This is a genomic window from Pseudomonas koreensis (assembly GCF_012986595.1).
Taxonomy (GTDB): domain Bacteria; phylum Pseudomonadota; class Gammaproteobacteria; order Pseudomonadales; family Pseudomonadaceae; genus Aquipseudomonas; species Aquipseudomonas koreensis.
In genome coordinates, this window is record NZ_JAAQYM010000002.1 from 832,626 (window position 1) to 847,279 (window position 14,654).

13 protein-coding genes are annotated in these 14,654 nt (G+C 62.1%); all 13 read right to left on the reverse strand.

Features of this window, described 5'->3' with window-relative positions:
• Window positions 1-14: 14 nt before the first annotated feature.
• Genes HBN98_RS08975 through mraZ form a run of 13 tightly spaced genes read right to left on the reverse strand, consistent with a single transcriptional unit; the run spans window position 15 to window position 14,269 of the window.
• Window positions 15-881, reverse strand: a complete 867-nt coding sequence (locus HBN98_RS08975) for a cell division protein FtsQ/DivIB (protein ID WP_041073143.1) — start codon at window positions 879-881, stop codon at window positions 15-17.
• Window positions 882-885: 4 nt separating this feature from the next.
• Window positions 886-1,860 carry a D-alanine--D-alanine ligase gene (locus HBN98_RS08980; RefSeq protein WP_064589113.1) on the reverse strand — a complete coding sequence of 325 codons (975 nt, stop codon included), beginning with the start codon at window positions 1,858-1,860 and terminating at the stop codon, window positions 886-888.
• The gene (murC, locus tag HBN98_RS08985; RefSeq protein ID WP_025109285.1) at window positions 1,857-3,317 is read right to left on the reverse strand and encodes a UDP-N-acetylmuramate--L-alanine ligase; all 1,461 of its coding nucleotides are present in this window, start codon (window positions 3,315-3,317) and stop codon (window positions 1,857-1,859) included. Before murC ends, HBN98_RS08980 begins: the two co-directional genes overlap by 4 nt.
• Window positions 3,310-4,380, reverse strand: a complete 1,071-nt coding sequence (gene murG, locus HBN98_RS08990; RefSeq protein ID WP_083367962.1) for an undecaprenyldiphospho-muramoylpentapeptide beta-N-acetylglucosaminyltransferase — start codon at window positions 4,378-4,380, stop codon at window positions 3,310-3,312. Before murG ends, murC begins: the two co-directional genes overlap by 8 nt.
• A complete protein-coding gene (ftsW, locus tag HBN98_RS08995) occupies window positions 4,370-5,587 on the reverse strand; it encodes a putative lipid II flippase FtsW (protein ID WP_047296416.1) in 1,218 nt (405 codons plus the stop codon). Before ftsW ends, murG begins: the two co-directional genes overlap by 11 nt.
• Window positions 5,584-6,930, reverse strand: a complete 1,347-nt coding sequence (gene murD, locus HBN98_RS09000; protein WP_064589115.1) for a UDP-N-acetylmuramoyl-L-alanine--D-glutamate ligase — start codon at window positions 6,928-6,930, stop codon at window positions 5,584-5,586. Before murD ends, ftsW begins: the two co-directional genes overlap by 4 nt.
• A 5-nt stretch (window positions 6,931-6,935) precedes the next feature.
• Entirely contained in the window at window positions 6,936-8,018 is a 1,083-nt protein-coding gene (gene mraY, locus HBN98_RS09005) for a phospho-N-acetylmuramoyl-pentapeptide-transferase (RefSeq protein ID WP_007961631.1), read from the reverse strand.
• A complete protein-coding gene (locus HBN98_RS09010) occupies window positions 8,018-9,385 on the reverse strand; it encodes a UDP-N-acetylmuramoyl-tripeptide--D-alanyl-D-alanine ligase (protein WP_083367961.1) in 1,368 nt (455 codons plus the stop codon). The genes mraY and HBN98_RS09010 overlap by 1 nt, the downstream gene beginning before the upstream one ends.
• Window positions 9,378-10,841 carry a UDP-N-acetylmuramoyl-L-alanyl-D-glutamate--2,6-diaminopimelate ligase gene (locus HBN98_RS09015; RefSeq protein ID WP_083367960.1) on the reverse strand — a complete coding sequence of 488 codons (1,464 nt, stop codon included), beginning with the start codon at window positions 10,839-10,841 and terminating at the stop codon, window positions 9,378-9,380. The genes HBN98_RS09010 and HBN98_RS09015 overlap by 8 nt, the downstream gene beginning before the upstream one ends.
• Window positions 10,841-12,580 (reverse strand): peptidoglycan D,D-transpeptidase FtsI family protein, encoded by a 1,740-nt coding sequence (locus HBN98_RS09020; RefSeq protein WP_169842444.1) that lies wholly within the window; start codon window positions 12,578-12,580, stop codon window positions 10,841-10,843. The genes HBN98_RS09015 and HBN98_RS09020 overlap by 1 nt, the downstream gene beginning before the upstream one ends.
• Window positions 12,580-12,873, reverse strand: a complete 294-nt coding sequence (gene ftsL / locus HBN98_RS09025; RefSeq protein WP_007956777.1) for a cell division protein FtsL — start codon at window positions 12,871-12,873, stop codon at window positions 12,580-12,582. The genes HBN98_RS09020 and ftsL overlap by 1 nt, the downstream gene beginning before the upstream one ends.
• On the reverse strand, window positions 12,870-13,817 hold the full coding sequence (rsmH, locus tag HBN98_RS09030) for a 16S rRNA (cytosine(1402)-N(4))-methyltransferase RsmH (RefSeq protein WP_083367959.1): 948 nt from the start codon (window positions 13,815-13,817) through the stop codon (window positions 12,870-12,872). Before rsmH ends, ftsL begins: the two co-directional genes overlap by 4 nt.
• Window positions 13,814-14,269 carry a division/cell wall cluster transcriptional repressor MraZ gene (gene mraZ / locus HBN98_RS09035; protein WP_003228026.1) on the reverse strand — a complete coding sequence of 152 codons (456 nt, stop codon included), beginning with the start codon at window positions 14,267-14,269 and terminating at the stop codon, window positions 13,814-13,816. Before mraZ ends, rsmH begins: the two co-directional genes overlap by 4 nt.
• Between the last annotated feature and the right edge of the window lie 385 nt (window positions 14,270-14,654).

Here is a 14,654-nt window from a genome sequence, read left to right on the forward strand (position 1 = left end):
GGTCCTGCCTCTTCTTAATTCTTTGCGACAGCGGGTTGGGCTGTCGTCGGCGCTACTGGTTCCCGCCAGCCAACAGCAAGGCCGTTGGCGTAGCGCAGATCGATGCGCGCAATGTTCGTAATCTGGTCTTTAAGCGTCTTGTCATAGATGGCAATGAAGCGGCGCATCTTTTCCACCAGGTTGCCGCGTCCCAGCAGCAACTCGATGCCGGGGCCGGAACTGCCGGCACCGGTAGTCAGGAACCAACTGCCGCGTTCACGCAATTCCAGGCGTGCAATCGAGAAGCCCAGCGGCCTGAGCATCTGGCTCAGCACCTGGTATTGCTGCATCACCTGCTGCTGGGCCCGTTGTGGACCGAACAGCTGTGGCAGGTGTTCGTAATTCGCCAGTTCCTTGGGCGTGAATGCCTGGCCCTGGTTGTTCAGCAGCGACTCGTCGCCCCAACGGGCCACTGGCAGTTGCTCTTCGAGGCGGATCACCACCTGGTCCGGCCACACCCGGCGGACTTCGGCGTGGGCGATCCAGGGCATTTGCTCAAGCTCGGTGCGCATGCCGGCCAGGTCGATGGTGAAGAAGCTCGACGCCACGTACGGGGCGATTCGCTGCTGCACCGCCTGCTGGCTGATGTAGCTCAGGTCACCCTGCACCGCGATCTTGGTGATCGGCCGGTCGGCGTACGGCAGCAAACGCTGGGCGCCTTCGTAAGTACCGAACCCCAGCGCCACCAGCAGCACCGGCCAGAACAGGCTTTTCAGAAAGCCGAAATTGGCTTTCGGCAGGCGCGCAGACATCGGCTCTTTGGCCACCATTCGGCTGGCACCCCGCGGCACCGGCTTGCGGCCGGGTGCGGGTGGCTGATGTCTGAGCTGAGCGCCTTGCATGGTCTTAACCTCGCGCCTCTTTATTACCGGAGCATTCAACACTGGCAGCCAGAATGGCCAGGACCAATTGCTGGAAATCCAGACCGGCAGCACGCGCCGCCATCGGCACCAGGCTGTGATCGGTCATGCCCGGTGCGGTGTTCACTTCCAGGAACCAGAACTGCCCGTCGGCGTCCTGCATCACGTCCGCCCTGCCCCAACCGGCAATACCCAGCGCCTCACAGGCCTTGGCCGTGAGATCCATGAGTTCCTGTTCCTTGGCGGCATCCAGCCCGCACGGAATGCGGTACTGGGTATCGTTGGCGATGTACTTGGCGTCGTAGTCGTAGAACGTGTGCGGTGTACCCAGGGCGATAGGAGGCAACACCTGGTCACGCAGGGTGGCGATGGTGAACTCCGGACCTTGAATCCATTGCTCCACCAAGACTTGCGAATCGTAGGTACTGGCCGCTTTCCATGCGTCGATCAACTCGGACGCAGAACTCACTTTGGCCATCCCGATACTTGAACCTTCATGCGCCGGTTTGACGATCAAAGGGAAGCCCAGTTCCGTCGCCGCGGAAATACAATCGGCTTCGCTGCACAGCACGGCGTGACGCGGCGTCGGAATCCCGAGGCTGTGCCAGACCTGCTTGGTGCGCAGTTTGTCCATCGCCAGTGCCGAGGCCAGAATGCCGCTGCCGGTGTACGGAATGCCGGCGCATTCGAGCAGGCCCTGCATGGAGCCGTCTTCACCGCCACGACCGTGGAGGATGATGAACGCACGGTCGATCTTTTCATTCAGCAGACGCTGCAGAAAATCCTCGCCGACGTCGATCCCGAACGCGTCCACGCCGGCGCTTTGCAGCGCGTCGAGCACGGCGTTACCGGACTTCAGCGAAACCTCACGCTCGGCACTCATGCCACCGAAGAGCACGGCGACGCGGCCGAAGTCTTTCGGCGCAATGGTGGAGAACAGGTTGGCGTAGGCAGCAGTCATTTCAACTTCCCCTCGACCGACGCGGCCACGGCGCCGGCGAACAATTCACTTTTCAACAGCTTCGGCGCGAGACCGCCGATATCACCGGCGCCCTGGCACAGCAGAATGTCGCCGGCACGCAGCAGCGGCTTGACCAGCGGCGCCAGATCGACACCACGCTCGATGTAGATCGGGTCGAGCTGACCGCGCTGACGGATGCTGTTGCACAGCTTGCGGCTGTCGGCGCCCGGAATCGGCTCTTCGCCAGCCGGATAGACTTCCATCAGCAACAGCACGTTGGCGTCGGCCAGTACATTGACGAAATCGTCGTACAGGTCGCGGGTGCGGCTGTAACGGTGCGGCTGGTAAACCATCACCAGTCGGCGCTCCGGCCAGCCACCGCGCACGGCTTTGATCACAGCGGCGACTTCGGTCGGGTGGTGACCGTAGTCGTCGACCAGCATCACGTTGCCGCCGTCTACCGGCAGTTCGCCGTAGACCTGGAAGCGTCGGCCCACGCCCTGGAACCCGGACAGGCCCTGGACGATGGCTTCATCGCTGACGCCTTCGTCGGACGCGATGCAAATGGTCGCCAGCGAGTTGAGCACGTTGTGGTTGCCCGGCATGTTCACCGATACATCCAGCGGCTCGCGGTCAGGGCGCAGCACCGTGAAGAAGGTCTGCATGCCTTGCTGGCGCACATTGATCGCGCGCACGTCAGCGTCTTCGCTGAAGCCGTAGGTCACGGTCGGACGTTTGACCAGCGGCAGGATTTCACGCACCACCGGGTCGTCCAGGCACATCACCGCGAGACCATAGAACGGCAGGTTGTGCAGGAACTCGACAAAGGTTTTCTTCAGTTTGTTGAAGTCACCGTCGTAGGTCGCCATGTGGTCGGCGTCGATGTTGGTCACCACCGCCACCAGCGGTTGCAGGTGCAGGAAACTCGCGTCGCTTTCGTCCGCTTCGGCAATCAGGTAGCGGCTGGTGCCGAGCTGGGCATTGGTACCCGCTGCATTCAGACGGCCACCGATGACGAAGGTCGGATCCAGGCCACCGGCCGCGAACACCGAAGCGATCAGGCTGGTGGTGGTGGTTTTGCCGTGGGTACCGGCGACGGCGATGCCGTGGCGATAGCGCATCAGCTCGGCGAGCATTTCGGCACGCGGCACCACCGGAATGCGGCGCTCCAGCGCGGTCGCCACTTCCGGGTTGGAGGTGTTGACGGCGCTCGAAACCACCAGCACATCGGCGGTCGCGGCGTTCTCGGCGCGGTGGCCGATATAAATGTGCGCACCGAACGATTCCAGGCGCTCGGTCACCGGCGACGCTTTCAGGTCGGAACCGGACACTTCATAGCCCAGGTTCAACAACACTTCAGCGATACCGCACATGCCCACGCCGCCGATACCGACGAAGTGGATGCGACGGATGCGGCGCATTTCCGGTTGTGGCATGGCTTTCTGATTCTCAACCATGGGCCACCTCCAGGCAGGTATCGACCACGCTACGGGTGGCATCGGGTTTGGCCAGACGGCGGGCCGCTTGGGCCATTTCTTCGAGTCGTTGCGGTTGCATCAAGACCTCTGTCAGGCGCGCGGCAAGGTCCGCGGCACCAGTCGTTCTTTGCGGCATCAGGAAGGCAGCGCCTTCACGGGCCAAATAATCGGCGTTGCGGGTCTGGTGATCGTCGATCGCGTGGGGCAAAGGCACCAGCATCGAGGGCAGACCGACGGCAGCCAGCTCACTGATGGTCAGCGCGCCAGCGCGGCACACCACCAGGTCAGCCCAGCCATAGGCCTGGGCCATGTCTTTGATGAACGGCTGCACCTGCGCATCCACGCCGGCGGCGCGATAGCGCTCTGCAGTCACTTCATCGTGATTTTTGCCGGCCTGATGAAACACTTCCGGACGCAAATCGGCAGCGACTTGCGCCAGGGCTTCAGGCAGCAACTTGTTCAACGGTTCTGCGCCCAGGCTTCCGCCCAGGATCAGCAAACGCGCTTTGCGGCCGGCCAGGGCAGGTCGCGATGTTTCGAGGAACAGCTCGCTGCGCACCGGGTTTCCGGTGGTACGGCGGGTGTCCGACAGAGTAAAGGTGTCGGGGAACGCTTCACACACCCGCGCGGCGAACGGCACCAACAACCGATTGGCGGTGCCGGCCACGGCGTTCTGCTCGTGAACGATCACCGGCACGCCGGCCAGTTTGGCGGCGATACCACCAGGACCAGTCACATAACCACCGAAGCCGACCACACACACCGGACGCAGTGTGCGAATCACCGCCCGCGCCTGCCACACCGACTTGAGCAGCATGAACGGTGCCTTGAGCAGCGACAGCTTGCCCTTGCCACGCAAACCCGTGGCATTGATGCGGTGCAGTTCAAGACCTGCAGCCGGCACCAGATCGTTTTCGATCCCGCGTGGTGTGCCGAGCCAGTGCACGGTGTAGCCGCGCGTCTGAAACTCGCGGGCACAGGACAGCGCCGGGAACACGTGACCGCCGGTACCGCCGGCCATGATCAATACATTAGCGCCCATGATTCGGCTCCTCGGCGAAGTCGCTCTCATGGAACTCCATCTCTTCACTGCCCAAGTGGGTTCGACTCTCCCACTCAATCCTCAGCAACAAACCGAGGCAGGCGCAGCAGATCACCAGGGAACTGCCGCCATAACTGAGGAACGGCAGGGTCAGGCCCTTGGTCGGCAGCAGGCCGACGTTCACTCCGATGTTGATCAGGAACTGACCAATCCACAGGAACGACAGACCGTAGGCCACATAAGCGGCGAAGAACTGCTTGGCTTTCTCGGCCCACAGACCGATGTACATGCCGCGGATACATACGAAAACGAACAGTGCCACGGTGCACAGCGAACCGACGGCGCCGAGCTCTTCGGCCAGCACCGAGAACACGAAGTCGGTGTGCGCTTCAGGCAGGTAGAACTGTTTCTGTACGCTGTTGCCCAGGCCGACGCCCAGCCACTCACCGCGACCGAAGGCAATCAACGCCTGCGACAGCTGATAGCCGGCGCCGAACTGGTCGGCCCACGGGTCGGCGAAGTTGGTCAGACGCGCCATCCGGTACGGCTGCATCTGAATCAGCAGGACCACGGCCCCGACCGCCAGCACCACCATCAGCGAGAAGCGGAACAACCCGACCCCGCCGAGGAACAGCATGGCCGCTGCGGCCCCCATCATCACGACGGTGGCACCAAAGTCCGGCTCCATCAGCAACAGGCCCGCCATCGGCAGCAGCACGATGAACGGCTTGAAGAAGCCCATCCAGCTCTCGCGCACTTCTTTCTGGCGCCGCACCAGATAACCGGCGAGGTAGATCACCACGAATACCTTGGCGATCTCGGACGGCTGCACGTTGAAGAAGCTGAAACCGATCCAGCGCATCGAACCGTTCACTTCACGGCCGATCCCGGGAACGATCACCATCACCAGCAGACCGAATGCGCCGATCAGCATCATCCAGCCCAGACGCTGCCAGGTGGCGATCGGAATCATCATGGTGACGATGCAGGCACCCAGGCCCAGCGCCACGTAGATCAGGTGGCGAATCATGTAGTACAGCGCGCTGCCCGATTGCGCCGCCGCCACTTCGGTGGACGCCGAGGCAATCATGATCAGGCCCAGGCCCAGCAGCGCCAGGCAGCCGGCGAGCATCGGGAAGTCGAGGTCGATGCCACGGCCGGTGATAATCGGCGACGGGTACGGCTTGATGATATTGCGCAGGCTCATGCCAGATCCTCCACGGCGCGGACGAACTGGTGACCACGGTCTTCGTAATTCTTGAACATGTCGAAACTGGCGCAGGCCGGCGACAGCAGCACTACGTCACCGGGTTGGGCGACCGCGCGGCACTGCTCGACAGCGTCGACCAACGACGTGGCGCGAATCAGCGGCACGGCGTCGCCGATGGCAGCGCCGATCTTGTCGGAGTCGCGTCCCATCAGGATCACGGCGCGGCAGTTGGCCGCTACCGGAGCACGCAGGTCGTTGAACTCGGCGCCCTTGCCGTCGCCACCGGCGATCAGAATGACCTTGCCATCGATATCCGCACCCAGGCCTTCGATGGCCGCGAGCGCCGCACCGACGTTGGTGGCTTTGGAATCATTGTAGTAACCGACGCCGTCCAGATCCCGCACCCACTGGCAGCGGTGTTCGAGGCCGGTGAAGTTGCGCAACGCCGAAAGCATGGCGTCGAACGGCAGGCCGACCGCATGACCGAGCGCCAGCGCCGCGAGGGCGTTGGACTGGTTATGCGCGCCGCGCACTTTCAGTTCGCGCACCGGCATCAGGTTCTGGAATTCAAAGGCCAGGTATTTCTCCCCGCCCTCTTCTCGCAGACCGAATGCCTTGAAATCTGGTTTGTTCAGGCCGAAGGTCCAGCACGGCTGGCCCTCGCCAATCAGCGGACGGCTGAGTGCGTCCTGACGGTTGACCACAAACTGCTTCGCCCCACGGAAGATCCGGTGCTTGGCCAAGTGGTAAGCCGGCAGGCCGCTGTAGCGGTCCATGTGGTCTTCGCTGATGTTCAGTACGGTGGCCACTTCGGCGTTGAGCTGGTCGGTGGTTTCCAGCTGGAAGCTCGACAGCTCCATCACGTACAGCTCGATGTCGTCGCTGAGCAAGTCCAGCGCCGGCGTCCCGAGGTTGCCGCCCACCGCGACGCGTTTGCCGGCCGCAGCCGCCATCTCGCCGACCAGGGTGGTGACGGTGCTTTTCGCGTTGGAGCCGGTGATGGCCACGATCGGCGCCCGCGCGTTACGCGCGAACAGCTCGATGTCGCCGGACATCTTCACGCCACGGGCCGCGGCGGCTTGCAGGGCCGGGGTCGCCAGCGCCAGACCGGGGCTCACGTAGAGCTCGTCGGCACGGCACAGGAATTCGACGTCCAGCTCGCCACAACGCACTTCCACGTGCGGATAGTCACGCTTGAGCGTGGCCAGTTCCGGTGGATTGTCCCGCGTATCGGCGACGGCAAACGACACGCCCCGGTTCGCCAGGAAGCGAACCAGGGACATGCCGCTCTTGCCGAGGCCGACAACGATGCGGAAGTGGTCAGAAGCGATCAGAGACACTCGTTCTACCTCAGCTTCAGGGTGGCAAGGCCGATCAGCACGAGAATCACGGTGATGATCCAGAAACGGACGATCACGCGTGGCTCGGGCCAGCCCTTGAGTTCAAAGTGGTGATGAATCGGTGCCATGCGGAACACGCGGCGACCGGTCATTTTGAAAGAAGCAACCTGGATCACCACGGACAGGGTCTCCATCACGAACACACCGCCCATGATGAACAGCACGATTTCCTGACGCACGATCACCGCGATAGTGCCCAGTGCCGCGCCAAGTGCCAGAGCACCGACGTCGCCCATGAACACTTGCGCCGGGTAGGTGTTGAACCAGAGGAATCCGAGGCCGGCACCGATCAGTGCGCCGCAGAACACGATCAGCTCGCCCGCGCCCGGCACGTAAGGGATCAACAGGTATTCGGCGAATTTCACGTTACCCGACAGGTAGCAGAAAATGCCCAGACCGCCGCCGACCATGACGGTTGGCATGATCGCCAGACCGTCGAGGCCGTCGGTGAGGTTGACCGCGTTGCTCGAACCGACGATCACGAAGTAGGTCAGCACGATGAAACCGGCGCCCAGCGGAATGCTGTAGTCCTTGAGCATCGGCAGGATCAGCGTGGTTTCGACCGGCGTGGTGGCGGTCATATAAAGGAAGATTGCCGCGCCCAGGCCGAACACCGACTGCCAGAAATACTTCCAGCGGCTCGGCAAGCCACGGGAGTTCTTTTCGATGACCTTGCGGTAGTCGTCGACCCAGCCGATGGCGCCGAACAGCAGGGTCACCAGCAGCACGACCCACACGTAGCGGTTGCTCAGGTCAGCCCACAACAGGGTGCTGACACCGATGGAGGACAGGATCAGTGCGCCGCCCATGGTCGGCGTACCCGACTTGGACAGGTGCGATTGCGGGCCGTCATTACGCACGGACTGGCCGATCTGACGGTTCTGCAGAGTGCGGATCATCCACGGGCCATAGCACAGCGACAAAACCAGCGCGGTCAGCACACCGAGGATCCCGCGCAGGGTCAGGTACTGGAAGACCGCGAAGCCTTTGTAGAACTGTTGCAGATACTCCGCTAGCAGCAGCAGCATTAATGTTTCTCCAGACTGGACCCGCACAGAGCCGCAACGATGTTTTCCATCGCTGCACTGCGCGAACCCTTGATCAAAATGGTGGTGTTTGTGTCCTGCTCGGCGTCGAGGGCCTGGATCAGTTCGGCTTGCGTGCCGAAGTGATGCGCCTCTTTACCGAATGCGTTCACGGCGTGAACCATGTTCGGTCCGACCGCGTAAAGCGCGGAAACCTTGCCCCGGGCGTATTCGCCCACGTCGCGGTGCCCCTGCTCCGCCCAGTCGCCCAACTCGCCGATATCTCCGAGCACCAGGACGGTGCGGCCGGAAAAGCCGGCGAGTATATCAACGGCAGCGCACATGGAGGTGGGGTTTGCGTTGTAAGTGTCATCGATCACGCGCATGCCGTTCTTCGCCAGTTGCGCGACGGTGCGACCCTTGACCGGTTGCACGGCGCCAAGTCCGGTGGCAATGCCGAACAGCGACACGCCCAAGGCGTGAGCAGCAGCGGCGGCGGCCATGGCATTGGCGACGTTATGGGTGCCAAGCAGGTTCAGCTGAACATGTTCGACACCTTCAGGTGTATGCAGGTTGAAGGCCGGGCAACCCCGAGCGTCGGTGCTCAGATCGCTGGCGTAGAAATCTGCCTGAGGATTGCTCAGGGCGAAGGTCAGCACCTTGCGTGCGCCGGCGCGGGTCTTCCAGATACCGAAGGCCTTGTCGTCGAGGTTCAGCACGGCAACACCATCCGCCGCCAGACCGTCGATGATCTCGCCTTTGGCCTCGACGATTTTTTCCGGGCCGCCGAATTCACCGACGTGGGCGGTGCCGGCATTGTTCAGAATCGCCACGTGCGGCTTGGTCAGCCCGACGGTGTAGGCGATTTCGCCCAGGCGCGAAGCGCCCAGTTCGATCACGGCCGCCGTGTGTTCCGGAGCCAGTTCAAGCAGGGTCAGCGGAGCGCCCAGGTCGTTGTTCAGGTTGCCGCGAGTGGCGAGCACAGCGCCGCGAGTGCGCAGGATGCTGGCGAGCATTTCCTTGACGGTGGTCTTGCCACTGGAGCCGGTGATGGCCGCGACCGGCTGAGTGAAGGCGGCACGGTTCAACGCCCCCAACTGCCCAAGGGCCTGACGGGTGTCCTTGACCAGCAGTTGCGGCAAGGTGCTGTCCGGCACTTCGCGTTCGACCAGCGCAGCGACCGCGCCTTTGCCGGCAACCTCGTTCAGGTAGTCATGACCGTCGAAACGCGGACCGGTCAGGGCAATAAACAGCTGGCCGGGCTTGATCGCGCGGCTGTCGATGCTGACGCCGTCGAAGCTGGCATCGCCGCTGATCAGCCGTGCGTCGAGCACGTTGGTCAGTTCGCTCAATGTCAGGGCCTTAAGCATGGGCCACCTCCCATGCAGTGAGGGCATGATCGGCTTCGACCAGGTCGGAGAACGCGTGGCGCTCGCCGTTGATTTCCTGATAGTCCTCGTGACCTTTGCCGGCCAGGACAATCACGTCATCCGCCGAAGCACTGGCGATCAGTTGGGCAATCGCCTGACCACGGCCGGCAACAAAGGTGACTTTATCCACAGCGGTGAAGCCCGCGCGGATGTCGTCGAAAATCTGCGCCGGATCTTCCGTGCGCGGGTTGTCATCGGTGACCAGCACGCCGTCAGCCAGACGCTCGACCACTTCGGCCATCAGCGGACGCTTGCCGCGATCGCGATCACCGCCGCAGCCGAACAGGCACAGCAATTGGCCTTTGACGTGCGGACGCAGCGCGGTCAGCACTTTTTCCAGGGCATCCGGGGTGTGGGCGTAATCAACCACCACCAGCGGCTGAGTCCCGCCACCCAGACGCTGCATGCGTCCGGCCGGGCCTTCGAGCTTCGGCAGCACCTTGAGAATTTCGTCGAGGGCATAGTCCAGACCGAGCAACGCGCCGACGGCGGCCAGCACGTTGCTCAGGTTGAAGCGGCCAAGCAGTGTGCTGCGCAGATGGTGCTCGCCTTGTGGCGTGACCAGCGTGGCGCGCACGCCGTGGTCATCGAACTGCGCTTCACGGCAATACAGGTAGGCGCTGCTGTCGAGCAGGCTGTAGCTGATCAAACGCGACTCGCACTTTTGCGCGGCCAGTTGCCGGCCGAAATCGTCGTCGAGGTTGACCACGCGGCACTTCAAGTCATTCCAGGCGAACAGCTTGGCCTTGGCCTCGGCGTACGCCTCCATGGTGCCGTGATAATCCAGGTGATCGCGGGACAGGTTGGTCATCACCGCCACGTCGAACGCCAACGCGGTGACCCGGCCTTGGTCCAGACCATGGGACGAGACTTCCATGGCCACGGCTTTGGCCCCGGCCTTTTTCAGGTCGGCCAGGGTCGCTTGTACGGCAATCGGATTCGGTGTGGTGTGCAGGCCGCTTTCCAGCGCGCCATAGAAGCCCGAGCCCAGCGTGCCGACGATGCCGCAGTGCTGGCCGAGCAGATCCAGAGCCTGCGCGACCAGTTGGGTCACGCTGGTCTTGCCGTTGGTGCCGGTCACGCCAATCAGGTTCAGGTGATGGCTCGGTTCGCCGTAGAAACGTCCGGCGATGTCGGACAGCTGCGCCGCCAGCCCCTTGACCGGAATCAACGGTACTTCAGTGATCGGCAGCACAGTGGCGCCTTCCACTTCATAAGCCACTGCCGCGGCGCCGCGCTGCAAGGCATCGGCGATGTACGCACGGCCATCGAATTTGCCGCCCGGCACGGCGAGGAACAGATCACCCGCGCGAACATTGCGGCTGTCGAGCGCCAATTCTCGGATCAACAGATCGTGGCCGGCGTGGGGGAATATCTTGTTCAGACTTAATGACATCAGCCGCGCCCTCCATTGGCTTTCAGCGGAACGGCCGGGGTAGCGTTGGCCTGTTGGGTGGTCGGCAGGTTATCCGGGGTCACGTTCATCAGACGCAGGGTGCCGGACATCACACGGCTGAACACCGGCGCCGATACCAGACCACCGAAGTAACCGGCCTTGGACGGTTCATCGATCACCACCACGATGGCGTAACGCGGATCGCTCATCGGCCCGAAGCCGGCGAACAGCGAACGGTACGAGTTTTCGGCGTAGCCCTTGGTGCCTACCGACGTTTTACGTGCAGTACCGGACTTGCCCGCCACGTGATACGCCGGCACCTGCGCCCGGAACACGCCGCGCGGTGCTTCGATCACTTGCTGCAGCATGCCCTGCATGGTTTTCGCGACGGCTTCAGGCAGCACCTGGGTCGTCTGCGGCGGCTTGTCGGTTTTGATCAGGGTCAGCGGTGCCAGACGACCGTTGTTGGCCAGCGCCGAGAACGCGTGCACGAGCTGAATCGCGGTCACGGAAATACCGTAGCCGTAGGACAGGGTCGCGGTTTCAGCCTTGCGCCAGTCGCGGTAGTTCGGCAGGTTGCCGACGCGCTCGCCGGGGAAGCCGAGGCCGGTGTCCTGGCCCAGACCGACTTTTTGCGCGAGACGGTAAATGGTCTCACCGCCAATATCGAACGCGACCTTACTCATGCCGACGTTACTGGAGTTGATCAGAATCCCGGTCATGTCCAGCACCGGGCCTTCGGTCTTCGAAACGTCCTTGATGGTGTATTTGCCGATCTGCAGGGAGCCCGGATACACCTCGACGGTGTCGGTCGGTTTCCAGCGGCCGGACTCGATGGCGGCGCTCATCGAGATCGCTTTCATGGTCGAACCCGGTTCGAACACGTCGATCATCGCGCGGTTACGCATCATCGCCGGCTGCAGGTTGCGACGATTGTTCGGGTTGTAGGTCGGCTGGTTGACCATGGCGAGGATCTCGCCGGTCTTCACGTCCATGATCACCAGGCTGCCGGCCTTGGCGCCGTTCTCGATGATCGCGTTGCGCAGCTCGCGGTTGGCCAGGTATTGCAGGCGCAGGTCAATCGACAACGCCAAGGGCTTGCCGGCCTTGGCGTTCTTGGTGACCTGGACATCCTTGATCAGCCGACCGCGCCGATCCTTGATGACCTGCCGTTTGCCCGGCACCCCGGCCAGCCATTCGTCGTAGGCCAGTTCGACGCCTTCGCGCCCGTGGTCGTCAATGTCGGTAAAGCCGACCATGTGCGCGGTGACTTCACCGGCTGGATAGAAGCGACGGAATTCTTCGATGCCATAAACGCCCGGCACTTTCAGGTCGAGCACGGCCTGGCCCTGCTCGGGGGTCAGCCCGCGCACCAGGTAAATGAATTCTTTGTTGGCCTGGGCTTCAAGGCGTTCGGCCAGGGCTTTAGGGTCCTGCCCCAGCGCTGCCGCCAGTGCTGGCCACTTCTCTTTGGCCGTCTGCATTTCCTTGGCGTTGGCCCACAGCGTCGTCACCGGGGTACTCACGGCCAAAGGCTCGCCGTTACGGTCGGTGATCAGACCACGGTGAGCCGGAATCGGGATGTGGCGGAGACTGCGCGCGTCGCCCTGCCCCTTGAGGAAGTCACGATCGACCACTTGCAGGTCGATGATGCGCCAGCAGATTGCCGCGACCATGACGCCGAGCAGCGCCACCATCAAGCGGAAGCGCCACGGGAAGAGTGCCCCTTCGAGCTTCATCATGGCGCCACCATCTTCACGTCAGCCGCGCCAGGAATGTGCATTTTCAATTGTTCGGTGGCCAGCACTTCGATGCGGCTGTGCGCGGTCCAGGTGCTTTGCTCGAGAATCAGGCGCCCCCACTCGGCCTGCGCCTTGTCGCGCACGCTGAGTTCGTTGTACAGGGTGTTGAGCAACTGCCGATTCCAGTGCGCGCTGTAAGACACGCCGATGGCCGACACGAGCACGCCGATAAACAGCAGCAGCATGAAAAAGCTGCCGCCCGGCAGGGGCTTGGCGAAAAGCTTGCTCACCGCAACTTCTCCGCGACACGCATGACGGCGCTACGGGAACGTGGGTTGGCTTTGAGTTCGGCATCGGAGGCCGTCTGCGCTTTGCCATGGACTTTGATTTTCGGTTCGAACGCCACGTGGCGAACCGGCAGGTTGCGCGGCAGGTTGTCGGCTTCGCCTTTCACCAGCTTGCGCATGAACAGTTTCACGATGCGGTCTTCCAGCGAGTGGAAGCTGATGACCACCAGACGGCCACCCACTTCCAGTGCATCCAGTGCAGCTTCGAGGCCGGTTTCCAGATCGCCCAGTTCGTTGTTGACGTGAATGCGCAAACCCTGGAACGCACGGGTCGCCGGGTTCTTGCCCTTCTCCCACGCCGGGTTGGCGACTTTCAACACTTCAGCCAGGTCGGCAGTGCGCTCGAACGGCTTGATGTCGCGGCGCTCAGCCACGGCTCGGGCCATGCGGCCGGAGAAACGTTCTTCACCGTATTCCTTGAACACCCGGGCGATTTCTTCCACCGGCGCGGTGTTGACGAATTCGGCGGCGCTGATGCCACGCGAAGGATCCATGCGCATGTCCAGCGGACCGTCGTTGAGGAAGCTGAAGCCGCGCTCGGCATCGTCGAGCTGCGGCGACGACACGCCGAGATCCAGCAGGATGCCGCTGACCTTGCCGGCCAGACCGCGCTCGGCGACTTCCGAACCCAGCTCGGCAAAGCTGCGCTGCACAACGACAAAGCGGCCGTCTTCGGCCGCTAGCGTTTGCCCGGTGGCAATCGCTTGTGGATCTTTGTCGAATCCGATGAGCCGACCGTCCGGCCCGAGCTGGCTGAGGATCAGCCGGCTGTGCCCGCCGCGTCCGAACGTACCGTCCAGATAGCAGCCATCAGGACGTACGGCGAGAGCCTCGACGGCTTCGTCAAGCAGTACGGTGATGTGGTTAAAGCCGCTATCAATAGTCACAGGATCAAATCACGCAGTTCGTCAGGCATGGCGCCCGGTTGTTGAATAGCAGCAAGGTCAGCGGCAGACACCGCGTTCCATGCATCCTCGTCCCACAATTGGAACTTGTTCAGTTGGCCCACCAGCATCGCTTTCTTATCAAGCTTTGCGTATTCGCGCAGACGCGGTGGAACCAGAAAACGACCACTGCCATCGAGTTCGAGGTCGACGGCATTACCAATCAATAAACGTTGCAGGCGACGGTTCTCTTCGCGGAGCGAAGGGAGCGCGCGCAACTTGGTTTCAATAATTTCCCACTCGTCGAGCGGGTAGACACACAGGCATGGATCAACGGCATCAATGGTCACGATCAATTGGCCGGAACTACGCGAAACGAGCTCGTCACGGTACCGGCTCGGCATGGCGAGACGGCCCTTTGCATCGAGACTGATAGCGTTAGCTCCGCGAAACACGTCAGCGTTTCTCCAATTTTTATCGTTTTGAGCTCAAAAAACCCACTTCATGCCACTTTCCGCCACTTGCGCACACTATAGGAATGCGCCCACCACACCGTCAAGGCGCGGATTAAAGGAAAACCCTTACAGAACGGAGATTTAGGAGCTTAAAAGGAGGGGTAACGAGAATCTGGCGGATACTTTTGACCAATAACTTGATACAGCACTGATAGCTGCGCTCGGAAGTTAAAGTAATTTGTTAAGAGTAAGATTTTTTCGGTATTACAAAAGCGCTTCTGCTGTTGATTGAAGCAGGTGGGAAATGGCTATTACCACAAACGCCGCTGCCGAACTTTCAGGGCAGGCCTGCTGATATTACACAGCCCTGATGCCTTTGTTTCAA